This window comes from Chloroflexus sp. MS-G (assembly GCF_000735195.1).
In the GTDB taxonomy this organism is placed as follows: domain Bacteria; phylum Chloroflexota; class Chloroflexia; order Chloroflexales; family Chloroflexaceae; genus Chloroflexus.
This window is the reverse complement of the sequence record NZ_JPIM01000010.1, coordinates 13,645-37,978: the sequence shown is the minus strand read 5'-3', so window position 1 is coordinate 37,978 and position 24,334 is coordinate 13,645. Positions and strand designations below refer to the sequence as shown.

The window sequence follows — 24,334 nt, the reverse complement described above, 5'->3', positions numbered from 1 at the left end:
TAAATCAGTTTGGTGAAACCTGCGTGCCTCTTGGGAAGCGTTATCAACGGTGGTAGAAACCATGACACAGCAACAATCCGATCTCGAAGCGATTCGCGCCCAGTTGCGCGACGCCCGTGGACCACAATTCTGGCGTTCGCTCGATCAGTTAGCCGACTCACCAGCTTTCCGCGAGCTGGTAGAACGCGAATTTCCGAGTGGTGCGAGTGAGTTGGGCGATGGGATCAGTCGGCGCACCTTTTTGAAGCTAATGGGAGCCTCACTGGCTCTGGCTGGCGTCACTGCATGCACCTATCAGCCACGCGAGTACATTGCCCCATTTGATCGCCAGCCGGAAGGTCGGATCCCTGGTGTGCCACAGTATTTTGCCTCAACCCTGACCCTCGGTGGGTACGGTACTGGCGTGCTGGTGCGGTCGAACGAAGGCCGTCCAACGAAAGTCGAAGGTAACCCTCGTCATCCGGCCAGCCTAGGAAGCACCGATCTTTTTGCTCAGGCTGAGATTTTGACGATGTACGACCCTGATCGCTCGACAACAGTGTTGCGACAGGGTGTGCCGAGTACATGGGCTGAGTTTACCACTACCCTGGAAAATGCGCTGACCGCTGCTCGCGCAACGCAAGGCGCCGGTGTGCGCTTATTGACGACAACTGTAACATCGCCGTCGCTGGCAGCGCAGATTGCGCAGTTTTTACAAGCGTACCCACAAGCGCGCTGGTATCAGTACGAGCCGATCAATCGCGATAATGTTGTGGCCGGAGCACGGTTGGCTTTCGGTCGCGATATTACGACCCGCTACGATCTTTCCGCAGCACAGATCATTGTCAGTCTTGATGCCGATTTTCTGGCGCCCGGACCGGGGTTCATTCCGTATGCACGCGCTTTCGCCGAAGGCCGGAAGGTGCGGAAGGGTAGTGAGACAATGAACCGGTTGTACGTGGTTGAAGCCAGCCCATCCACAACCGGTACGGCTGCCGATCATCGCTTACCCTTGCGTGCTGATGCTGTTGCGGCCTTTACGGGTGCTCTAGCCCACGAACTAGGAGTAGGTGGCGCACCAACGAATCTCAGTCCGAAGGCAGAAGAGTTCTTGAAAGCCATCGTCCGCGATCTGGAAGAGCATCGCGGGAAGTCGGTTGTGCTCGTTGGCGAACAGCAGCCTGCCGTCGTTCACGCCCTTGCTCATCTGATTAACGCTGAACTAGGCAATGTCGGTAAGACGGTGTTCTATCACGAACCGGTAGAAGCGCGTCCGACCAATCAGACAGAAGAGCTGGTCGCGTTGGTTAGTGAGATGGCCGCTGGTCGCGTTGAGACGTTAATTATCATCGGTGGAAACCCTGTCTACAATGCGCCTGGCGATCTGCGCTTTGCCAACCGTATGGCGGGTGTTCCATTGACGATCCACCTGAGTCAGTTTGTCGATGAGACCTCAGCTCTTGCCACCTGGCACATTCCACAGGCTCACCCGCTTGAGAGCTGGGGTGATGCCCGCGCCTTTGACGGTACGGCCAGTATTATCCAGCCGCTGATTGAACCACTCTACGGCGGGAAGACGGCAAACGAACTGCTGGCAGCAATGCTCGGTCAACCGGATGCCGACAGCTATGATCTGGTGCGAACGTTCTGGGTTGAGCGCATTGGCGAAACGAACTGGAAGATTGCACTCGCTCAGGGTGTGATTGCTGATACTGCTGCACCGGTCATTACCCCTGAACTCAATGAAGCGGCTATTCGCGCCGCTCCTATTCCGCAGCCTGATACAGAGGTTGAAATTGTCTTCCGTCCTGACCCCTCACTTTTCGATGGCTTCTATGCAAATAACGGTTGGCTGCAAGAGCTGCCTCGTCCCCTGACGAAGCTGGTTTGGGACAATGCAGCACTGATGAGTCCGCGGACAGCGATCAAGCTCTTGGGGTTGCCTTTCGATGCAAAACGCCTGGTTGGCGGTAAAGAAGACGATCGTGAGCGGCAGCGGTATCTCGAACAGCTCTCGAAGGTCAACGGTACAATTGCCCGTATTGAATACCGTGGTGGGGTCATTGAGATTCCTATCTGGTTGTTGCCCGGTCATGCTGAAGATTCCATTACACTGAATCTCGGTTATGGGCGTACTCATGCTGGACGGGTAGGCAACCGTGTCGGCGTTAACGTTTACCCGATTCGTACCAGTGATAGTCCATGGTTTGGTTCCGGTGCACGAGTAACTAACACCGGTCGGATGTATCTGCTGGTAAGTACTCAGGATCACTGGACATTAGAAGGCCGCGACATCTATCGCGTTGGCGAGTTCAAGAAGTTTAAGGAAGACCCCAAATATATTGCCAAAGAGGTCTATAAAGAGGAATATGGACGTGAGTCGCCAAATTATATCTCTTTGCAACCTGGCGATGACTACACTGATCGGAATGCCTGGGGTATGACCATCAACCTCAATGCCTGCATCGGTTGCAACGCCTGCGTCGTTGCCTGCCAGGCCGAAAATAATATCGCCGTTGTAGGCAAAGATCAGGTCTCACGCGGGCGCGAAATGCACTGGATCCGCATTGATCGATACTTTGCTGGTGAGGATCTTGATAACCCTTCGATCTACATGATGCCTGTCAATTGTATGCAGTGCGAAAAAGCGCCATGTGAGGTCGTTTGCCCGGTTGCGGCCACCGTTCACGACTACGAAGGTCTGAACAATATGGTGTATAATCGTTGTGTCGGTACGAAGTATTGCTCGAACAACTGCCCGTACAAAGTACGGCGGTTCAACTTCCTGCAATACAGCGATACGACAACCGAGACCTTCAAGCTCGCGTTCAACCCAGATGTGACGGTGCGCGTCCGAGGTGTGATGGAGAAGTGTACCTACTGCGTACAACGCATTAGCGGCGCACGGATTGCTGCCAAGCGACGGGCAGTACAGGCTGGTCAGTCATCATACGTGATTAACGATGGCGAGATTCAGACCGCCTGTGAGCAGGCCTGTCCGACCGGTGCAATTGTCTTCGGTGACATTAATGACAAAAACAGCCGCGTCGCGAAGTGGAAAGCAGAAGGGCACAACTACAGCTTGCTGGCATTCCTGAACACCATTCCGCGCACAACATATCTGGCCCGTGTCCGCAATCCGTCAGAGGAACTAGAAAAGGTGGAAGGCTAGCAATGGCACAGGCACAACCACTCCGCACCCGGCCAGTAGACGATGGGGAGGCCTATCTGTTGCCGGGAGAAACCTACTCGTCGATCTCTGCTAAGATCGGCGATGTTCCCCTCACGCCGCCGCTGAAGACGCCTAAAGGCTGGCTGGCTGGCTTCAGTGTGGCATTTTTCATGTTGATGATCTTTTTTGTGGCGGTAACCTGGCTGTTCATTCGTGGTGTCGGTATCTGGGGTATTAATATCCCGGTCGGCTGGGGCATGGACATCATCAACTTCGTGTGGTGGATCGGTATCGGTCACGCCGGTACTCTTATCTCAGCGATCTTGTTGCTCCTCAATCAGGGCTGGCGCAATTCGATTAACCGCTTTGCTGAGGCAATGACTCTGTTTGCGGTGGCTTGCGCCGGTCTTTACCCGATCCTGCACCTTGGTCGGCCATGGCTCTTCTACTGGCTGATCCCGTATCCGAACACCCACGGGATGTGGCCACAGTTCCGCAGCGCTCTGGCGTGGGACGTGTTTGCAATTACAACCTATGCTACAGTATCGCTGATATTCTGGTTGGTGGGATTGATTCCCGATTTCGCCACCCTGCGTGATCGGGCCAAGAATATCTGGGTGAGGCGGCTATACGGTATTGCAGCGCTGGGCTGGCGTGGCTCTGCTCGCCACTGGCACCGCTACGAGATGGCCTCAATCTTGCTGGCCGGTCTCTCAACGCCGCTGGTAGTGTCAGTACACTCTATCATCTCGCTCGACTTCGCCATTTCGCAAGTGCCGGGCTGGCAAGTTACGATCTTTCCACCTTACTTCGTGGCTGGTGCCGTGTTTGCCGGATTCGCGATGGTGCTGCTACTGATGATCCCGGTACGTACCTTCTATGGTTTCGAGAGCTACATCACAATGCATCACCTTGACGTTATGGCGAAGGTGATGCTGACCACAGGGATGATTGTGGTCTACGGCTACTTCATGGAGGTCTTTGCCTCGCTCTACAGCGGTAATGAGTATGAGGAATACTTGCTCTACAACCGCTTGTTTGGGCCAAGCTCGTGGGCATATTGGGGTCTGCTCTTCTGCAACGCAGTTGCAATCCAGCCGCTCTGGTTTAAGAAGGTGCGTCAGAATATCCCAGCATTGCTTATCATCTCCCTAATTGTCAGTGTTGGTATGTGGCTCGAGCGGTACGTGATCATCGTTATCTCGCTCGAACGCGACTTCTTGCCGTCATCGTGGGGTCTATATATCCCAACGATCTGGGACTGGTCACTGTATATCGGTACCTTTGGTCTCTTCTTTACGCTGCTCTTCCTCTTCATCCGGGTCTTGCCGATGATCAACATCTTTGAGATGCGGATGTTCCTGTATCAAGAGACTGAGAAAGCAAGGCGACGGGCAGAGCACGGTGCCCACGATCACGGGCACGATCACAGCCCTGCTCATGGTGCAGCCACAGCAGACTAGAGGAGGAAGGCAATGCGTAACGACGTATACGGCATCATGGCCGAGTTTCCAACACCTGAAGCGCTCATTGAAGCGACACGCAAGGCGAAAGCCGCCGGCTATACAAAGATGGATGCCTTTTCACCCTTCCCGATTGAAGAGGTGATTGAGGAAATTGCTCACGGTGATACGGGTGTACCGCGGCTCGTCCTTCTCTTTGGGCTGATCGGGGCGGCGGCAGGGTTTATCTTACAATACATTGGTAATATCGTCGATTATCCGCTAAATGTCGGTGGTCGTCCACTCGATATTACCAATTGGCCGGCAATGATCCCGATCACCTTTGAAAGTGGTATTCTGCTGGCTTCGTTTGCTTCGGCAATTGGAATGGTCGTGTTAAACGGGTTACCGGCGCCGTACCATCCGGTGTTCAACGTTCCCCGTTTTCAGTATGCGTCACAAGATGCTTTCTTCTTGTGCATTGAAGCAACAGATCCATTGTTTGATCGTTCGCGTACTTCGCAGTTCCTGCGCTCATTGAATCCGATGCAGGTTTCTGAAGTAACATACTGAGGGAATCCCATGCAGACGCCTCGCCTGACATCACGTATCATTCGCTTCGGTTGGATCGGCTTCCTGGTGCTGTTGCTGACCGCATGCCATCAAGACATGTACGATCAGCAGAAGTACACTACCTATGAGCCGAGCAGCTTCTTCGCTGACGGACGTTCATCGCGTCCCAATGTAGTGGGAACGATCCCGTATGAAGTTATCAAGACCGATGAGTTTCTCTATACCGGTCTGATCGATGGAAAGGAAGTGGATGCGATGCCTTTCCCGGTAACCAAAGACTTGCTCTTACGTGGCCAACTGAAGTACAACATCTACTGCGCTGTATGTCATGGCGAGGCTGGCTATGGGGCAAGTATGGTTGCCGAACGGGGTGGTATTGTACCGGCGAATTTCCATCAACAACGTTTGCGTGAAGCGCCGCTGAGCCACTTTTTCGTTGTCATTACGAATGGCGTTTACCGCGGTGATCCTCAGAATGGTGGCTATCAGTCGATGTATGGCTATGCGTCACGCATTACGCCAGAGGATCGCTGGGCAATTGCTGCTTACATTCGGGCACTACAGTTGAGCCAAAATGCTACTATTGATGATGTGCCTCCTGAGGAACGAGCACGGCTTGGTAACTAGGCGGGAAGGTTAGAATCCATGGCGACAACAACTATCTCACAGACCCGTATCCCACAGCTTGGACAGGTACAAATGCTGGGTTTGACGGCCGCTGTACTGGGTATCGGCGTACTGGTTGCTGGTTATTTTCTTAATCCAACATCGTTCTTCGAGTCGTATATTTATGGCTACTATGTAGCAATGACAATCCCCCTCGGTTGTCTCGGTTTCCTGATGGTACAGCATCTAACCGGTGGCGCCTGGGGAGTTACGGTGCGCCGCATGCTCGAAGCCGGCGCTGCTACGTTGCCAATCATGGGATTGCTGTTCATCCCAATTGCCCTCGGTTATTTCGATACGTACAAGGCGTTGGGGCTCGAGCACCCATTGTATGAGTGGGCAAATCCAGAAGTAGTGACACCTGATGGCGCTGAGTTTGATCCGATTATTGCCCACAAGGTGCCGTGGCTAAGCCCATTGTGGGTGACAGCCCGGATTGCAATTTTCTTCGTGATCTGGACAATCCTGGCGTACACGCTGCGGGCTTGGTCTCGCCAGCAGGATGTTGGCGGTGATGCGAAGAAGTTGGCAACCCGGATGCGCCGTCTAAGCGGTATTGGGGCCGCACTCTTCGTTATCACCGTTACGTTCTTCTCGTTTGACGTAGCGATGTCACTTGACCCACACTGGTTCTCGACAATTTATGGTGCGCACTACATGGCAAATGCTGGTCTTATGACCCTGGCTTTCCTGGCATTGATGATGAGCCGTGTACGCGATGCGACTCTTTTCCGAGAGTATGTCTCGGTGAAGCCGATCCACGATATTGGTAAATTGATATTTGCCTTTACCGTGTTGTGGACGTACATGTCTTATGGTCAGTTGATCATTATCTGGTCAGGTGATGTCGCGGAGTTTACACCCTGGTATGTACATCGCACTCAGCACGGTTGGGAATTTGTGGCATTGGCTTTGATGCTCTTCGCTTTTGCATTGCCCTTCTTTGTATTACTCTTCCGTGGTACGAAGCGCAATCTGACAACCCTTGCCACAATTGCTGGCTGGATTGTGCTCATGCGCTTTGTCGATATGGCCTGGATCATTTTGCCCGAATTTCGCGAGCATCTGTGGGATATTACCATTACTGATATTGCTGCACCGATTGGCTTGATCGGTCTGGTGGTAGCGCTGTTTGCTGCCAATGTCCAGCAAGCGCCGCTCCTGCCTCTCCGCGATCCGAATATGGAGCAGTTACAGAATAGTGGTCATCACTAACACGTAGAGGAGAGAGACCAATGAGCTATCGTCCGAACTATTCTGCGCCACGCTATACTGTTGCTCGACCTTCACAACCGGCGCGGGCCAGCCGTACAGCAGTTGAACCTTCCCTGAGTCGGCTGATGATCGCTGGCTTGATGGTATTTATCGTTCTGAGTCTGGTCGTGTTGTTGGCCGGACGGTTGCCCTTTACTCCGCAACCAGCACCGGTAACCGGTAACACGTATCAGTCCTACGTTAACGAGACACGCAGATTACTCAACAGCTATGGCTACACGATGGAGGGTAAGGTACACATTCCGATTGATCGGGCAATGGATCTGATCGTTGAGCGTGGATTGCCGGTACGGGAATAGGTTACGTGTAGTCGAGCTGTTCGTCTGCCAAACATAAACAGGTGCGGTACAGATGGGGATGTACTGCACCTGTTTGTTGTTGGGTTAAGATGAACATTGGGTTATGTTGCTGCCAGCAATGCGTGATGTATACGTGCCTCAGTGACGGCATCTACTGCGTAAAACAGGTGCCCTCCACAACCTGTATCAGAAGCCCCAAAATGCGTAATTGGGCGTGATAATTCTGGTAATGTTGCCAGTAATGTACACCAGACGCATTCTAGACGTTCGTTTGTTGGTGATACCCATATCGTCTGTAATTCAAGGTACGGGCGTAGATAGTCGATATGCCAGTGGCAACGTTTGTGGATGGTCATATGCCGTCGAAGTCGGGCTGCCAGGCCGCCTGTGCCAAAAGCACTCCCAATATAGTAGTAATGGCCGGGCATTAACGCGAAGATTCCAAAACGACCGATGGCGATCGCTTCGAGAGGATGTTCTAGCCAGAAATGCAACAAGTAGGTTCCTCTGGCCCGAAGTTCGGGGAACCGCTCAATCTCTGTTGGGAGGAGGTTTATGATGGTGATTTGCATACGTTTATACAATCTTGACTTCACTGCAAAAAGGTGATCTTCTCACCACAGAGACCACGGAGATCACAGAGACTAAAGACAATTTTATCTTTCATTGAACAGAGGGTTGTGGAAATTTTTTCTTACATGCGCCCAATGGTCAACAATTATCCTTATCATTCATAAATCTTAGACGCTCTGCGTGCTCTGTGTGCTCCGTGGTGAGTTTTTGCAGTGGACTCAATCTTCAATTGGTTCGCCGGGCTAGGTATAGACCAGCAAGCAATAAACCCGATAATCCGGTGTTGGCACGAGCACCTGGCTTGTTTGATAGCGTGTAACGTATCAACTCTTGTAATCGGTACCGATTACGATGAGGCGTCGCCACCTCATAATCTGACTCTTGCCCGTCATCCAATGGCGACGATCATGCTATACTTGTCATCACTGGTACACAAGAAAGCATGGATCGTAATGACAAATCTATGAACGTATTACTGATTGGATCTGGTGGGCGTGAGCACGCACTGGCCTGGAAAATTGCCAGCTCACCTGGCTTTACGAAACTCCTGACTATTCCAGGTAATCCTGGTACCGGACGTTACGGCCGTAATGTTCCCTTCCCGCTGAACGATTACCCGGCTCTCATTGATCTTGCCCAGCAAGAAAAGATTGATCTCCTGGTGGTAGGGCCTGATAACCCCCTTGCCGACGGTATCGTTGACGCCTTTCAGGCTGCTGGCATCCCGGCCTTTGGGCCAACGGCAGCAGCCGCACGCATCGAGAGCAGTAAGTCGTTTGCCAAAGAGATTATGGCAGCGGTTGGCGTTCCAACAGCGCAGAGCCATGTCTTTGCTTCGGCAACTGAAGCGGCTGAATTTGCCCGCGCTAGTGGCAAAGCCTGGGTGGTGAAAGCAGATGGTCTGGCGTTAGGGAAAGGTGTCATTGTCGCTGAGACTCTGGACGAGACGCTCGAGGCGATTACAAAATTGAGCAGTATTCCCGCCGGTCATCACCTTTTGCTCGAAGAGCGACTGTACGGGCGCGAGGTTTCAGTTCAGGCGCTCTGCGATGGTGAGCGACTCTGGCCATTGCCGACGGCGCGCGATCACAAGCGCCTCGAGGAAGGTGATCGCGGCCCTAACACTGGCGGTATGGGAGTAATCGCACCGGTTGATGAGGTGACGCCCGCAATCCTCGATGAGATCGTTACTCGCTGCATGCAACCGGTCGTACAAGAGTTAGCCGCCCGCGGAACACCGTTTCGCGGCTTGCTCTACGCCGGAATAATCCTGACCGCCGAAGGCCCCAAAGTACTCGAGTTCAATGCCCGCTTCGGTGACCCAGAGGCCCAAGCCGTCTTACCACTGCTCGATGGCGATTTTCTCGGAGCGCTGTATTCCTGTGCCACCGGCCAATTACAGCCCAATCTGCTGCGCCGACGTAAGGGTTACGCTGTCTGTGTCATTCTATGCGCCGCTGGCTACCCTGGTCGTCCCCGCAAGGGTGATGTGATCCGTGGTGTTGAGGCGCTCGATGAAGATCAGGTTATGGTGTTTCATGCCGGTACTGCGATTGGCCCTAACGGCCTTTGTACGGCAGGTGGGCGGGTTTTAGGGGTGACCGGCCTCGGTTCAACGCTGAAGCAGGCTAGGGAACGCGCCTACGCCGCTGCCGATCAAATCCGCTTCGAAGGCAAACATTTCCGGCGCGATATTGGTCAGGAGTAAGCCGTGCCCAATATCGTCGTTTTGTTGAGTGGGAGCGGTAGCAATTTGCAAGCGCTGCTCGATGCGCAGGCAAATGGCGATCTGGCCGGAGAGGTGGTCCTGGTTGTGAGCGATCGTGCTCAGGCGTATGGGCTACAGCGTGCGCTTCAGGCCGGTATTGCTGCGGCTCATATTCCGCTACTAGCGCCACGGGGACCACTACGTCAGCAATGGGAACAGCGTCTGGCCGGAGTGGTGGCATGCTTTGAGCCGCATCTGATTGTACTTGCCGGCTTTATGCGCGTCCTCTCGGCTTCATTTCTAGAACGCTTCCCTGAGCGGGTGATCAATCAACATCCGGCCCTCTTACCGGATGATGGTGGTGATACCGTAACAACCAGCAGTGGGTTGGTCATTCCGGCGTTGCGCGGTGCCCACGTCGTCGCCGATGCGCTTCGCCTCAGATTGCCTGTCACCGGTTGCACTATTCATCGGGTTACACCACGGGTTGATGATGGTCCCATTCTGGCGAGAGCTGAAGTACCGATCTTACCTGATGATACAGTTGAATCTCTCCATGAACGAATAAAAGCTGTTGAGCGGCGATTAATCGTTGCCACAATTAATCGTTTGCTCAGCCATACTGACTAAGGGCAACAGTTGGGGCGCAGCACCGCTGCGCCCGTACATCGGGATGCATTGCTCGGGGTGGCACACGGCCTGTTTATGCTGAGTATCGCCATCCGTACTGAAAACGGAGGAAGCCTCCCTCTGTTGGAAGAAGGTCGTGGGGGAGTACGTAGGCATTCTCTCAACGCATCTATCAGCTTCCTCTAGCAATGATTGTAGGTGAGCAACTACGATCACACCGGAGGTATCGCTGGATGTCAACAAGCAATCAGAGTCGTCTTTCTATTCACGGCGCAATAAGGCCAATGTCAACATGATTCCACCGGTAACAACCCCGCCGACTCCAACGAAGAGCAGCGTCCATGGCAAGAGGCCGTACCAGTTAAATGCACGCATAGCAATCACCAGCGCCGCAACGCCAACAATAAATGCCGACACAACCAATGCCAGTGCTAGGCGGTTGGCCGCGCCGATGAGCGCCGAGGCAACGCGCCGCAATTCCAGTTCACGGGTTTGAAGGCGTAGCTCACCATCGTTAAGATGTTGCAGACTCTGGCTCAATTGCATGGGAATCTCAAAGGCCAGTTCACCCAATTCACGACCACCGGCAAGTGCCTGGGCACCGAGTGCAGTCGGATTGATCTGCTCGCGCAATGCCCGTTGTATGTACGGACGGGCTGCGGCAAAGACATTCAGTCCTGGATCGAGCTGCATTCCTAACCCTTCCATCATCACAATAGTTTTCAGCAGGGTGGCCAGTGGCCCAGGAATGACCAATCGATGTCGGCGTAGAAGCGCGGTGAGACCCTCGAACGTCTCACGGGCTGAAATCAGCCCCAGCGGTCGATCAACAAAACCCTCAACAAAACGTTCCAGATCGCGCCGTAATGCCATTGTTGCCGAACGCCGTGCAATAACTCCTAGCCGCTCAAGTGCACGTAGCAAGCCCTGACTATCGTGGTTGACCAGTGCTCCCATCATCCAGAGCAAACCCTGCATTGTGGCGTGGTCAAGCGTTCCGACCTGACCAAAATCGACTACCCCTAGCACATCACCGTTGATCACAAAGAAGTTCCCTGGGTGAGGATCACTATGAAAGAAGCCGTGGGCAAAAATCTCTTCCAGGGTAATATCGAGGCATGCCCGCGCCAATCGTGGCAGATCAACACCAGCAGCTCGTAATCCGGCAGTATCATTCAATTTGATACCAACAATACGCTCGGTCGTAAGGATGCGGGTATCGGTATATTCCCAATACACCCGCGGAATGTAAATATTTGGGTTCCCGCAGAACATTTGCCGAAAGCGCTCGGCGTTGCGTGCCTCACGTACATAATCAAGCTCGGCGCGCAGCATTGCACTGAATTCCCAAACAATCTCGCACACATTGTATTGAGCGGCCAAAGGCAGACGCTCTTGAGCTAGCGCGGCCAGATCGGCCAGAATCGCCAAATCGGTTTGAATACGATTGGCAATATCGGGACGCTGTACCTTCACAACCACTTGCGTACCATCGGGTAAGACAGCAGCGTGCACCTGACCGAGTGAAGCAGCCGCAAAGGGCTGTCGCTCAAAGTGAATGAATATTTGTTCAATTGGGGCTTGAAACGTCGCCTCAATCAGGGCCACTGCCTGTTCACCAGGGAAGGGGGGGACCGTATCTTGTAGCTTACTCAGCTCGCTAATTACATCGGTCGGCAATAAATCGGGACGAGTGCTTAACGCCTGACCCAACTTCACAAACGTCGGCCCAAGCTCAATCAGCGCCTCACGCAGCCGTGCGGCACTGCCAAGGGGCGGCGGCGCCGGTGCTCGTAAAATGACCCGTCGCGGCAATGATAAGAGCGCGCTCAGCCCGAGCTGATCGACCAGATAGCCAAATCCGTGGTGAACCAGCACCTGAGCAATTTCACGATAGCGACCGAGATAGCGTGCCTGCCGGACGAGTGGCCACATGGTGAGCACCGAATGTAAGCGTCGTAAACTATCGAGCAAAGGTATAGTATCAGAGGTAGTATAACGCAGTTTTTAAATTTCCACGCAAAAACTTATTTATTTGATCAACAGAGTGAGGAGTACCCATAATCTTGGCCCAAAAATCAGAATACCTACTACCACAGAGGTCAAAGCACAGAGCAAAACTGTACCGGCTGCTACATCTTTTGCGATACGAGCAAGGGGATGATGCTCGCGGGTCACGAGATCAACGACGGCTTCGACAGCCGTATTGAAACCTTCTGCAGCCAGCACTAACCCTATCGTCAACGTCAGAACGAGCCACTCCCAGCGATCTATGCGTAACACGACGCCCAGACTGACCGCAATCGCACCGATCAAGAGATGAATCTGAAAGTTACGCTGTGTGTGAACGAGATGACCGATCCCGCGAAAGGCATAACGAAACGCTGCAATCAAACGACGGGTGCTCCGATCAATTGGCGCAGCCATTAGTCTCTTCCTTGCTAAGTCTCTTCATCACAAATGATACCATCTCGGCTATAATGGCGCTGATGACCAGCTTCATTCCGTGTTGAGGGAACTGCACCTATGCGACTGATTATTGTCCGTCATGGCGAGAGTGAATGGAACCGAATCAACCGTTATCAGGGCCAGCAAGATGCTCCGCTTTCTGAGCTGGGCCGTAAACAGGCAGCAGCTCTGGGTGAGCGGCTGAAACACGAAAAGATCGACGTGGTATACAGCAGCCGACTCCAACGCGCTGCCCATACTGCACAAGCCATCGTTGCCCATCATCCTGGTCTCGAAATCATTTACGATGATGCCTTACTCGAAATCAACCACGGCGAATGGGAAGGGAAATACCTGCACGAGATCATGGAACGCTACGCCGACGGGTTGCGCGAATGGCGCCAGCATCCGACGCGGTCGCAAATGCCAGGTGGGGAAAGTTTTTCTAACGTTCTCAAGCGGGTACTCGATTTTCGTGAGCGGATTTGTAAAATTCACGCCAATCAGACCGTTTTGATCAGCACGCATGATGTGATTGTCAAGATTCTGGTTGCCGATGCGCTCGGCATGAATATGGATCGCATTAATCGCATCTGGGTAACGAATGCCAGTATCAGCGTCATCGAGTACGGCGATGATTTACCTTACTTGGTTAGCCTGAGTGAGGCCTGCCATCTGGGCCACCTAGCAACTACCCGTGAACAGCAGCATGCCTTGTAGATCGCCCTGACTAGGCTGGGGTGACCCAGTGGTCACCCCACCTGGTTAGCAATTCGTGGTTAATCGGCAACGGTCGAACAGGATGTCGTACAAGCGACTCAGTACCTGAAGCGGTACCTGAAGTTGATAATAGAGCATCCCATCCCAAATCAACCCCTTCCGCAAATCTGGTCTGATAAACGTCCATTGGGCGATCAGTCCCACATTCCAGAAGACAAACAAAACCGCACCGGCCAATAACGGCTTCCAGCCGACCCGCATCTGCAACCAAGACAGCACGCTGGCCAACCCCAGCACGAAGATCGGTGTACACTCGATCAGACGCCGAAAGCCAAACGATCCACTCAGATGCCAGGTGGTTCCGAAGGCGCCATTGATATAGACCTGCCCCAAAAAACCAACGAACAGCAGTAGTGCCAACGGCCCATCACGCCGAAAGAGCCAGATCAAACCGATCAGGGCTATCGCCAAAATCGGACTCCAGAGCAATGCACCATGGGCTGGATGAATCAGGGTATCCCAAAAGTGTGGACTAACCAGAACCGACAACCATCCGATCGACACAAACGCCAGCTTACTCCCAACCGTTGTCGATGGGCCAGGCCGCCCGTTGAGCACCCAGTAGGTTGCCAGTTGCGGTGTTATCGATAACACAAACACAACAAGAAAGATCATATGGCCGATAAATAGCTCGCGCACCACCGACCACTGCCAGCGCCGCAGAGCACCGATATAAGCAGCCAGTGCCTCCAGGGCAGGAATGATAAGCAACAAGCCTAACTGCTCACGGGTCATCACCATCAAACCAGCGACCACACCTGACGCAAACCAGACGCTCCAATGACGTCGGCCATCGCTACGCCCGATTGATCCCTCACGACCGTACATCCAGATCGTAAGGAAGAGCGTGAAGAGGAAGAAACCAGCGGCATGTGACCAGGCCATTGCCAGGTAAGTATAGAAGACTAATGGCGTGGCAAGGAAGATCGTCAGCGTTGCTATCAGCGCTGGCGCCTGATCGGTGTAGAAACGGGTCAGGCGATAGGTCAGCAACAAGCCGAGCAGGCTATACAGGGCCGACATTGTACAAACAGCAACGATATAGGGTCGGCTATAACCATCGCGTGGAATGTCAGCACCGGTAGCATTTACCACCTGCACCCAGAGATCGGCTAGCACGAAACCAGGTGCCCAGAGTAGTGCTGAGCCAATTGGGGCGACATTGCGCAGCTTGCCGGTCTTCGGATTGGGGTTAGCATCGTCTTGACGTAAAAGAGCTTTAGACACCGCATCATCATTATTCTGCAAACCGATGTCGGCGAAATGTTGATACTCATTTCTGAAATCGAGATCACGGTCAAAATAAAACGAGCGTAGATAGGCGTAATACTGTACTTCATCGCTCAGCGCGATCCGCGGCAGACTCAGCGGCAAGAGGGCAAGAAAGACCAGGACGATGACGAATGGTCCCAGGTCGCGGTTGGCAAAAAAAGCGCGCATACGTCACGCTACTCCTGGTAGTACAAAGAAGGTTCATGTACCTACTGGTTCGACTAGGCAGGTAGGATGCCTTCACGTTGGCGGGCATTGCTGGTAGGTAAGCTTCCCTGACTCCACTGCAAAACAGTGATCTTTCCACCACAGAGACCACGGAGATCGCAGAGACTAAAGATAATTTTATCTTTCATTGAACGTAGGGTTGTGAACATTTTTCTTCCATACGCCTAATGGCCAAAAATGATCCTCTTATTCATAAACCTTACACGCTCTGTGTACTCTGTGTGCTCCGTGGTGAGTTTTGCAGTGCACTCATCCCTCCACACCAATTGTTTCGTGCAGTGCTACTCTTCCCCTTTGCTCCGCACAGTGCTATTGTACGACGAATCGGCAAACGCATCGCGAATGGTGGGTTTGGCTCGTTGAAGCGGGATAGAAAAATTTTTATATGTTTTAAATTGACAAACATTATTTATTAGGTTATACTAACAAAGAGTTTTACAGTATGCTCATGGAGTGGCTAGGATTAAGCTATATAACTATGCACAATTGCTGAGAAGGAATTATGACGTCACGACGGTATCTCAACGTGTTCTTAATCTGGATGCTCTTGCTCCTTAGTGGATGCAGTGCAACAAGTGCCACAATCACTCCTACCTCTTCTCCCGTGGCTACGAACCTTCAGGGTATTAAAGAGTATCTCCTCGATCACACCGGTGCACTTGTCACAGCCGCAACCCAATTACAGACTGCCAGTAATCGCTACTATGAACTTGCCCAATCAGTTAATTTTGACTATGCCAGGCTCTGGCAGGATCGGCGAAACGATACTATTGCTGCAATTAATGCAGCCCGGGAAGCCTGGATGATTGCCAGCCCAATCTATGAGAAGATGGAAGGAATTGTAGCTGGAACCCCCTCACTTGCCCAGTTTGATGTCGATCTCGATGCAGGAGCTGCGGGTGATGAAGATCCAGAAAATGCAGTCTCATTTGATTTAGTTCTGCCAGACGGTCGCATACTCCCCAAACCAGGCAATTTGTTTGGCGTCACTGAAAGCACACTCTGGGGAACTGAAACAGCCTTTGCTAGTCAGGTAAAGGCTGATTGGAATGAGGACGGCACCATCGAATTCGGGGAAACACTACCAGATGCCAATGTCTTGAAGGCTGGAGCTGATCTATTAGTCAAGATGGTCAGAGAGCTTGATGCCAGTGCACGGGCCTGGACGCCAACCGAGTCTGACGCCTTTACTGCTCTGGTCGTGATGGTGCCAACAATGAGCGAATATTTCGCCTCGTGGCGTGATTCGCGATTCGTACTAGGAGAAGCGTCTACCCAGCGCGATTTCAACGTTATTTCACGATTGGCTGATATTCAGGACATTCTGAGTGGCCTTGAAGTTGTTTACGCCCAAATTCGACCGCGAATCGAAACGGTTGATCCCGATCAGGCCGCACAGATTGCCAATGGCCTGCGCAATTTGAAAGCGTTTGTTGCTGATATATACGCCCAAGAGCGTAGTGGTCGCCGCTTTACTCCTGAAGAAGCTGATACATTGGGTGCTGAAGCGCAAAACCTTGCAACAGCGATAACCGGTCAGATTAGTCAGATGGCCGGAGTACTCGGGATAAACCTCGCTGAATAATGAGTGCTTAGTGAAGCTGACACCGGTTGTCCTGTGTTACCATGAAGGTTGTTGTATGGAATATCGGCCAATTTACCGTATAGCACGCACGAACTTCATCTGGCTTCTCTTGATCGGCATTATCGTATTTTTGGTTACGCCAGATACATTCGCTCAGACTCCATCACCCGGCCAGATTGCCGAACATATTCGAGCTTCACTGATCCAGATTCAATTAAATGAAGCAAACAATCCAACCACAGCTCAGGCTCACTTGAATGAGCTGTATCGTCAATACACTGCTATCAGGTCGGATATAGTTCACTATTCTGTCACTGCCGACAACATCATTCAACACGGTTTTCGCTCAGCCGCGACTGCACTGGAAACGTCTGATATGTCCGGCTTCGCGGCTGCACGAGCGCAAATCTGGACGGGTCTGCTCTATGGCGGGTATAGTGTGGTCACAGGGGCATTGCAACATGGTGATACGTCGACAGCTCGCCGGTGGCTGAGCGTGCGTGAGTTTCGCCATGCTAATCGCTTTGTTCGACCCAATGCTGATGCCACCAGAGCGGTCTATGCGGCAGTAGACGGCATTCTGTCGCCGGCAGAGGCCCTGGCAGCAGTACAGACCGATCTGCTAGATACGTATCAGGCACGTTTGCAAGAAGCGCTGCAGAGCCTGGCAAATGCCGATCAGCAAGGATTCGTCAGCCGACGTGCTGAAGCGGCGGCTCTCGCTGCTGGCTATTTTACAATTCTGGCGCCTGCCTATGCCGAACAGCGGGGCGAAACAGCGCTCATTGTAGCTCAAACTCTCTTTTCGGAGTTGCAGCAGGAAGCTTCTACCGGTCGACCTGTTGCCTTACGTTTAGAAAGTGTGCAGGAATTGTTGCGTGGTTTTCGAGCCGCACCACTCAGCCCTGCTGAACAAGTACGGCGGAGTGGTCAGCTTTTACGCTTCTTGCAGCTCGTCCCAATCGAATATGAGCGTGGTGTACGGAATGGACAGGTAATCATTGATCTTGAAATTCGTGAGGCTATTACCTTCTTTACCGGCGCACAGGCAGCGTTTACCGACCTGCGTGATCTCCTGGAAACGAGGAATCCAGCCTTAGCAGCCACTGTGGCTAATCGTTTGGCGGAACTCGGTACTGCGTTGGCCAACGCTGGTAATCGTAGTCAGGTTACTGATCCGGTAACGATCAAATCGACTACTGAAGCGCTTCTTGCCGATCTACGTGAGCTATTGCCGCCAGAGTGGCAACGACAAAACAGTAACGCGGACTTTGATGTTATTCGTACCGCTCTCGACCAGATGGAACAAGCCGTGCGTGCGGGCGAATATGCGTTGGCTGAATCGGCTCGTTTAGAGGCATACGCAATTATGGAAATCGGACCGGAAGCGAAGCTTATTGCCTTTGCGCCACAGTACAAGCCAATTATTGAAGGCTATTTCTGGTATGGGCAGAACGAACACAAAGGCCTGGCATACCTGATAGAACAACGGGCCGCACCATCGGAGATCGCCGCTACACGCATTGCCCTCGATAAGGCACTAGCCGAGGCTGAACAGGCTTTAGCTGGTAGCAATGCACCTCTGGCCGTTACAATAAACTCTGCTGTGATCGTATTTCGTGAAGGTCTCGAAGCAGTTCTTATTTTAGCGTCACTGATGGGTAGTCTCAGAACGCCAGTTCAACGACGATTCCGTCGTCCCATCTGGATCGGTGCTTGCCTGGCAATACTGGCAACCGCGTTAACGTGGCTTTTAGCGCAGGGTACATTAATGGCGATGGCTCGCTTCGGTGAAACTCTGGAAGCTATTGTTTCACTGATTGCTGTTGCTGTATTACTGTTGATTACCAATTGGTTCTTTCACGATGTCTATTGGAAAGATTGGATGGCTTCTTTCCATCAACAAAAGAAACAGATTATCGGTGGGCAAACTGGTCAATGGATCGGTCTTATCACTCTTGGTTTCGCCAGTATCTATCGTGAAGGGTTTGAAACGGTGCTCTTTCTTCAGGCGTTGATTTTAAGCGATTCGATCACCACGGTTCTGGCAGGTGTTGCTATCGGACTGGCGCTTACCACTCTCGTTGGACTGGCGGTGTTTGTCATGCAGATGAAGCTGCCGCACAAGAAAATGTTGATTGTTACCGGCATTTTGATTGGTGCTGTCCTTCTCCAGATGGTCGGACATACGGTCAACGTATTGCAAGTTATCGGCTGGCTACCGATACACCCAATACGTTGGCTAAACTTACCTTACTGGACTGGTTTCTGGTTTGGCGTATATCCGACCTGGGAAGGTATCGGTCTGCAAGCCGCTGCAGCAATCTTCGTCATTGGAAGCTATTATCTGGCCGAATATTTGCATCGACGTGAGCAACGCTACGGAATGGCACATTAACGAGTTGACGTTACCGGACAGCGAAAAACTGAGCTGAAGAATCTATGACAGAATCTCACGATCCAATTGCACAAATTGCGGAAGCAGCCATCAAACATATGAACAGTGATCACGCTGATGCGGTTCTGGACTATGCCCGTGGTTTGGCTGGCATCACTTGGGCTAAACGGGCATTGATAACACGTCTTGCAGCCAATGGCATTGAGATTCATGCCATCGGTGATGATCTTGAAACGACTATTTTTCTACCGTTTGAGCCACCACTGACCGATACCGAACAACTACGACCTGTACTCATTGCTATGGCGCAAAAAGCTCGCCAGCTTGTATCATCTGAGATTTGGCTAGAGTCGCCATTGCCGATACGCTCGCCAGAACTTCCTCAGCAATTACTCAACGCTATTGCATCACGCCGCAGTTTTGCCCTCCAAGAGCTGTCATCCGATCCGATTGATCTGGAAGCAGTAAGATTGATGCTTGAAGCCGCCAACTGGGCCCCAAGTCATGGTCAAACTGAACCATGGCGTTTTGCTGTTTTCAGTGGAGATGCCCGCCATATGCTTAGTGAAGCTTTTGGTACGGCATTTCGTCTTCTAAATCCAGATCAGCCACCTGGAAGCTCTGGTGAAAAATCACAGCGCCAACGGGCATGGCAGGCACCAGTCTGGATCGCTATCGGTATGCAGCCAAATCCAAAACGACCAGAGTGGGAAGAACTGATTGCTGTAGGTTGTGCTGTTCAGAACCTGCATCTGATAGCCAGTGCATTAGGGCTTGCCGGAAAATGGATGAGTGGCGGCTGTGCGGTTCATCCACATGTTGCCGGTGCTATAGGATTTGCTCCGGAAACACGCTTACTGGGTTTCTTCTACGTTGGCCGTCCTGTGAACCATGAATGGCCTCGTGGTCGCCGCCGTCCACTGACAGAAAAGGTCGTCTGGTATAGTGACTAATCAGAGTAAGGATCGTTCTATCACTGCCAGAAGAGATAACCAGGGTTCTTCGTATTGCGTATTGCGAAGGGTGATCACTTATTCCCCTTAATCCGCTTCCTCTCATACACAGGACGAGGAAGGCGTAAGTGGAACAGCATCTGGGCAGGAAGGCAAAGCGGGAGTTAGCTTCAACGACCACTCATCGGGTGCGGCTGGAAACTTGCTCACTACATCAGTAACCAACGTTCTCTACCGTGTGATGCCGGGCATGCCTGTCGCGACGACAATGCCTCTCCGAACACTCGTCGTCACAGCACAACGAATGAAACCAGGCCGATAGATGTACGGGAGCAGCGGCGCTGCACCCCGACGACGGTGCCCCACCTTATCTGAGGGGCAGTTCGCAAACTGCCCCTTCCTTCGGTATACTTCAGATAGGCGCTCAGTTGCGGCAAAACCCTTGAGCGTGCCGCAGCTATGCTGCAAGCACGCTCAAGCTGGTGGAAGTATCGACTCTCAGAACCCCCAACTGAACGCCAGTCTATCGTTGGAGCAGTGGCACATACACTTTCGGGAAAGTCACCTGATCGAGGGTGATGGTGGCTGCCGGTAAGAGAGCGGCACTGAGACTGCTGTTAGGACCAGCACTACCGCTCACACTCGGATTTCCGGCGCCATCGAGTATACGAGCATACACGTAGTATGGTCCTGGTGTGAGCTGATCTTCCGTTAAACCGCTGGCCAGACTCCACGTAATAGTGAAGCTGTTGCTATCGCCGGGAGCTTCAACCGGGAACCAAACGAGATTCGGATCATTTGCCGGATCGGCAACCGGAGTACGGCTGTTGGCTAGCCAAACCCCCCAGAAACCGCGCCCGGGGTAGAGGTTATCGGTTACCGCGATATTTGTAAATTCAAGATTAACGATAATCGTTGCACTACCGGGAATTGGCAGTACCTGCAAACTACCGCCGTTGAGTACAGGTGGTGTATTGTCGTAAATAAGGGTACGGTTAATCACTATCGAGTTATTGAGGGCATCGCGGATCCGAATTACTACCGGTAACGAGCCTTCGGTCACTATGTCGGGGTAAGGTAGGATATTCGCAAACCGACCGCCGCTAATCGTCATATTACTTACACTATTAAGAACTGTCGTGTTAGGAGCCAGGGCAAAGTTTTGCAAACCGCTACAATCGCCGAGGTTGCGAATTTCGACGTAGACGGATTGGATGCGAGTATAATCGGGGTGTCCATCATTCGCCCCACCCTCGCTGATCAGGTCGGCCGGTGCAAGCGCAGTAAACGGCGAGGTTCGCAGGCGTGAGAAGGGATTACCAACCGTCACTCCGGCTAACACACCGGTATCGATCACAACTGCATCTGAACGCACTTGATCGATGAGATTGTTCGCTGTACGACGCAATTGTGTATACAACACTCGTTCCACACAACCAGCATCAGTTCGCAGTGAGTCAGGAATAGGCACTGTCAGGATACTGGTCGGGCCAGTTGGATTAAACGGCTGCCAGCCACCCGAGTCATTTTCAGTATCGGTCGGCGGTGCTCCCCAACGCCAGCGCACTTGATCAGGGAGATTCGTTGTACCGAGATCGGGGAAGGTGACATTCACCGAAACTTTACCATCACCCCCTATGACCGGAGCATCATTTTCAATTTGTGGGCGCGAACCAAAGATGGCGCCGGGCGCCCGGAATAAGACGTAACGGGGAAGTGGTACGGTGCCCTGGAACAATTCATGGATGACGTGCATATAGCTCCGCACTCCGATTCGAGCATCACCCCACGCATTGAATACCGGTGCAACGGTTGGAGCACTGACAACGGGGAGGAAACCTTGATTTACTGGCCTGACAGCATAGAACAGTTGGTTGACATTACGATTGGTACCCTGCCGAATCCAGGCGAGATGTAGATTCCCCTGTTGGTCGTAGTCAACGTTCACCCGGCCATCACCTTTACCACTAATTAATTGAGTTGCCGTCCATGGGCCACTAAAATTGCTGACCAGCTTTTCGGCAAAGAAGATACCGTCATCTGCGCCACGGAAGGCGACTACGATGCGTGTATTTGGCGCCGGATCAGGACTGAACGAGACGCTGGCATCGGCAAAGACTGCTGATGTGCTGCCGTTTACATCAACCGGTGGATTAAAACCGGTGCCATTCCAGAGCGCGACCATAACGTGCAATGGGCGTGGCGTATCGCGGGTGAAGGTAATCGCCAACTCGCCATTCGGACCAGCAGCCATTGCTGTTTGTGACTTGTAAGCCAGCGCTCCCGGTACTGAACCCACGGCTGACCATGTCGTCCCTCGATCATTGGAGTAGGCAAAATTGATATTTTTGTCGTCACGCCAAGCAGCGACGATTTGACCGTTTGTACGTACCGCTAAAGCCGGTTCGACCGCAAAGATATGACCCCGCATTACTTCAAATGTTGCTGGATTCCAGGCACCACCTGGTTCACGACGTCGAAACTGGATCGTCTTAGCGACCTGATCGATCCACAGCACATAGACCTCGCCGGTGGATGCAGTCGTAACAGCCGTCTGTACCCAATCCTGCGCAATCCCAGCGCCTACAGTGCCGAGCGGTAAGGGTGCTGGAAAGGCATTATCTTCTTCACCTTTGATCCAAAGTTTGACCGTGCCATTATTCTCTGATGAAATGCCGTCGGTAGCACTTACATACACGCCATTCGCATCAACAGCTAGTTGCGGGTACTTGGTATTGCTGGCCGGAAGATTGGTTTCAAGGACGAAGCTAGCTCCTTCTTGTGCCTGTGAAGGAAGCGGTGATACGCCAACCAGGACAACAACGATGCAATACATGGTGATGATGATTGAAGGTAGACGCATCATAGGAGTGATCTCCTGTAGAGAATGCAATGACTTTCTCATATGTGGGTATGTCATCAAGATCAACGTATGAGAGGGTCGGCTATGGTGTGACGATCACATCATCGAACAGGATGCCACCAATGGCACGGGTGTAGACCCCAACCTGCCCTGCCGGTAACGGTTGGGCATCGTTGGCTTGCATCAGCAGCTTGCCATCGAGACGGGCGGTCAGGGTGTTCCCGCGCACCTCCAGCTCGATCACGTGCCACTGGCGCGGGGCAAAGCCCGGCCCCTCCATCGTTGCCAGCGGCGTCACTACCCCATCCACCACCTTTTCTAGCGCGTATTTCGGCGTTGCCTCGTACTCGCGCTTCAGCAGGCGCAGGACATAATAGCTCGCCTCGTAGCCAACTTCACCCTGATAGCGAGCGACCACCCCGGCAATCCCGTTAAACTCATCGTAGAAACTCACCCGCACGACACCATCGGTGAACGTGGTGGGCGCCAGCAGCGTGACCTGGGCGAGCGAGCTGTTGCGCAATTCACCGGCAAAATCCTGGCGCAAGCGGCCATTGTCGATGACCCAGTTGGCACGGTCTTCAGGTAAGACGAAATCAAGCTCGACGGACTGCCAGACGGTCAGGCTGTCGGCAGTAGCGAAATCGGCCACGAACTGCGGACCGGTGGCCAGGCTGGCGGGGACGGTCGGGTTGGGGCCGATGGTGGGGGCTGGTGGTTCGGGCGGATACTGCAAGATTGGCCCTCCCTCTTCGGCTTGACCGGGACGGAGCGCCAGCCACAAGCCTCCGATGATGACCACTACCACCAACAACAGTGATGAAATGAGCAGGATAGGTCGGCGGTTCCACATCGTAATCCTCCTTGCAGATGAAGTATACCGACATTGTACAACGTAGCCGACGATATTGATAGAGACAGCATATAACGAAAAAGTACTGAAAACGGTAAAAGTTTAGCGCTAAATTTATTTGAGGAGCGAGCAGCGAGACGTGAGGAGAGTCGATGTTCCTGATGCTGTACTGTAATGTTAGGACATAGGAGCAATACCAGATGAGGAGCAACAAGCTGCTGATAGTTATATAACGCAGGAGTGCGTCAAAAGATACGCCTGCTATCAAAAGTATCTCTTTCAAGTCTTCATACCAAACTAAACCTGATACATCATATCGGATGCACGTACTGCTGGCCCACATTTAGTCTGTCGGGTGAATCAATGATAGTCACAATGGCTCAAACGTAATCGTTTGGTTTTTGCAATAAGTTCTTATCAAACCTGTATGCTACAGCTTATGGCCGTACAAGGATTAAGCGGGGAACTGCATAGTCACGTCAAATACGAACGAGATATTTCGCTTGCTTCGGTGGCTTGCCGGTCAGGTGGATGGCAGTCATCATTATTTGTCGTAATCTATTGCGGGCGACAACGACATACAATGAGGGCGGGTTGGGAACCCGCCCCTACCGGTATGCATGAGAAGGTTACGATT

General features: G+C 52.5%; 19 protein-coding genes. 12 read left to right on the top strand and 7 right to left on the bottom strand.

The window, feature by feature from the left end; genetic code table 11:
• The first annotated feature begins 61 nt into the window (after nucleotides 1–61).
• The 6 genes from JE47_RS0103185 to JE47_RS0103160 are packed head-to-tail and all read left to right on the top strand — an operon-like array spanning nucleotide 62 to nucleotide 7,406.
• A complete protein-coding gene (locus tag JE47_RS0103185) occupies nucleotides 62–3,151 on the top strand; it encodes a TAT-variant-translocated molybdopterin oxidoreductase (RefSeq protein ID WP_031458361.1) in 3,090 nt (1,029 codons plus the stop codon).
• A 2-nt stretch (nucleotides 3,152–3,153) separates the two neighbouring features.
• Complete coding sequence (gene nrfD, locus JE47_RS0103180) at nucleotides 3,154–4,614, top strand: NrfD/PsrC family molybdoenzyme membrane anchor subunit (protein WP_031458360.1); 1,461 nt, start codon at nucleotides 3,154–3,156, stop codon at nucleotides 4,612–4,614.
• A gap of 12 nt (nucleotides 4,615–4,626) precedes the next feature.
• Nucleotides 4,627–5,166 (top strand): DUF3341 domain-containing protein, encoded by a 540-nt coding sequence (locus JE47_RS0103175; protein ID WP_031458359.1) that lies wholly within the window; start codon nucleotides 4,627–4,629, stop codon nucleotides 5,164–5,166.
• 9 nt (nucleotides 5,167–5,175) lie between these two features.
• Nucleotides 5,176–5,793, top strand: coding sequence for a c-type cytochrome (locus JE47_RS0103170; RefSeq protein ID WP_031458358.1), 618 nt, complete (start codon nucleotides 5,176–5,178; stop codon nucleotides 5,791–5,793).
• Nucleotides 5,794–5,811: 18 nt separating this feature from the next.
• A complete protein-coding gene (locus tag JE47_RS0103165; protein ID WP_031458357.1) occupies nucleotides 5,812–7,047 on the top strand; it encodes a hypothetical protein in 1,236 nt (411 codons plus the stop codon).
• Between the two features lie 20 nt (nucleotides 7,048–7,067).
• Complete coding sequence (locus tag JE47_RS0103160) at nucleotides 7,068–7,406, top strand: hypothetical protein (RefSeq protein ID WP_031458356.1); 339 nt, start codon at nucleotides 7,068–7,070, stop codon at nucleotides 7,404–7,406.
• Nucleotides 7,407–7,507: 101 nt separating this feature from the next.
• Here JE47_RS0103160 and JE47_RS0103155 read toward each other — a convergent pair whose 3' ends face one another.
• On the bottom strand, nucleotides 7,508–7,978 hold the full coding sequence (locus JE47_RS0103155) for a GIY-YIG nuclease family protein (RefSeq protein WP_236631117.1): 471 nt from the start codon (nucleotides 7,976–7,978) through the stop codon (nucleotides 7,508–7,510).
• 464 nt (nucleotides 7,979–8,442) lie between these two features.
• Here JE47_RS0103155 and purD point away from each other — a divergent pair, with 464 nt between their 5' ends.
• Both purD and purN read left to right on the top strand, forming a co-directional pair.
• On the top strand, nucleotides 8,443–9,687 hold the full coding sequence (purD, locus tag JE47_RS0103150) for a phosphoribosylamine--glycine ligase (protein WP_031458354.1): 1,245 nt from the start codon (nucleotides 8,443–8,445) through the stop codon (nucleotides 9,685–9,687).
• 3 nt (nucleotides 9,688–9,690) lie between these two features.
• A complete protein-coding gene (purN, locus tag JE47_RS0103145) occupies nucleotides 9,691–10,317 on the top strand; it encodes a phosphoribosylglycinamide formyltransferase (RefSeq protein ID WP_031458353.1) in 627 nt (208 codons plus the stop codon).
• A gap of 261 nt (nucleotides 10,318–10,578) precedes the next feature.
• On the opposite strand, the gene JE47_RS0103140 is transcribed toward purN, so the two are convergent.
• Both JE47_RS0103140 and JE47_RS0103135 read right to left on the bottom strand, forming a co-directional pair.
• Nucleotides 10,579–12,252, bottom strand: a complete 1,674-nt coding sequence (locus tag JE47_RS0103140) for an ABC1 kinase family protein (RefSeq protein WP_031458352.1) — start codon at nucleotides 12,250–12,252, stop codon at nucleotides 10,579–10,581.
• Nucleotides 12,253–12,348: 96 nt separating this feature from the next.
• Nucleotides 12,349–12,744 (bottom strand): diacylglycerol kinase family protein, encoded by a 396-nt coding sequence (locus tag JE47_RS0103135; protein WP_028458901.1) that lies wholly within the window; start codon nucleotides 12,742–12,744, stop codon nucleotides 12,349–12,351.
• A 99-nt stretch (nucleotides 12,745–12,843) separates the two neighbouring features.
• On the opposite strand from JE47_RS0103135, the gene JE47_RS0103130 reads away from it, so the two are divergent.
• On the top strand, nucleotides 12,844–13,485 hold the full coding sequence (locus JE47_RS0103130; protein ID WP_031458351.1) for a histidine phosphatase family protein: 642 nt from the start codon (nucleotides 12,844–12,846) through the stop codon (nucleotides 13,483–13,485).
• Nucleotides 13,486–13,530: 45 nt separating this feature from the next.
• Here JE47_RS0103130 and JE47_RS0103125 read toward each other — a convergent pair whose 3' ends face one another.
• Both JE47_RS0103125 and JE47_RS21760 read right to left on the bottom strand, forming a co-directional pair.
• Complete coding sequence (locus JE47_RS0103125) at nucleotides 13,531–14,985, bottom strand: glycosyltransferase family 39 protein (RefSeq protein ID WP_031458350.1); 1,455 nt, start codon at nucleotides 14,983–14,985, stop codon at nucleotides 13,531–13,533.
• Nucleotides 14,986–15,038: 53 nt separating this feature from the next.
• Nucleotides 15,039–15,194: a hypothetical protein gene (locus JE47_RS21760; protein WP_160173272.1), complete on the bottom strand. Its 156-nt coding sequence runs from the start codon at nucleotides 15,192–15,194 to the stop codon at nucleotides 15,039–15,041.
• A gap of 353 nt (nucleotides 15,195–15,547) precedes the next feature.
• On the opposite strand from JE47_RS21760, the gene JE47_RS0103115 reads away from it, so the two are divergent.
• Genes JE47_RS0103115 through JE47_RS20305 form a run of 3 tightly spaced genes read left to right on the top strand, consistent with a single transcriptional unit; the run spans nucleotide 15,548 to nucleotide 19,981 of the window.
• Entirely contained in the window at nucleotides 15,548–16,630 is a 1,083-nt protein-coding gene (locus JE47_RS0103115) for an EfeM/EfeO family lipoprotein (RefSeq protein ID WP_031458349.1), read from the top strand.
• A gap of 55 nt (nucleotides 16,631–16,685) precedes the next feature.
• Nucleotides 16,686–19,028: an FTR1 family protein gene (locus tag JE47_RS0103110; protein WP_031458348.1), complete on the top strand. Its 2,343-nt coding sequence runs from the start codon at nucleotides 16,686–16,688 to the stop codon at nucleotides 19,026–19,028.
• Nucleotides 19,029–19,072: 44 nt separating this feature from the next.
• Nucleotides 19,073–19,981, top strand: coding sequence for a nitroreductase family protein (locus tag JE47_RS20305; protein WP_035418908.1), 909 nt, complete (start codon nucleotides 19,073–19,075; stop codon nucleotides 19,979–19,981).
• Between the two features lie 523 nt (nucleotides 19,982–20,504).
• On the opposite strand, the gene JE47_RS0103100 is transcribed toward JE47_RS20305, so the two are convergent.
• Nucleotides 20,505–22,847: a sialidase family protein gene (locus tag JE47_RS0103100; protein WP_031458346.1), complete on the bottom strand. Its 2,343-nt coding sequence runs from the start codon at nucleotides 22,845–22,847 to the stop codon at nucleotides 20,505–20,507.
• Nucleotides 22,848–22,926: 79 nt separating this feature from the next.
• Entirely contained in the window at nucleotides 22,927–23,697 is a 771-nt protein-coding gene (locus tag JE47_RS0103095; protein WP_031458345.1) for a hypothetical protein, read from the bottom strand.
• Between the last annotated feature and the right edge of the window lie 637 nt (nucleotides 23,698–24,334).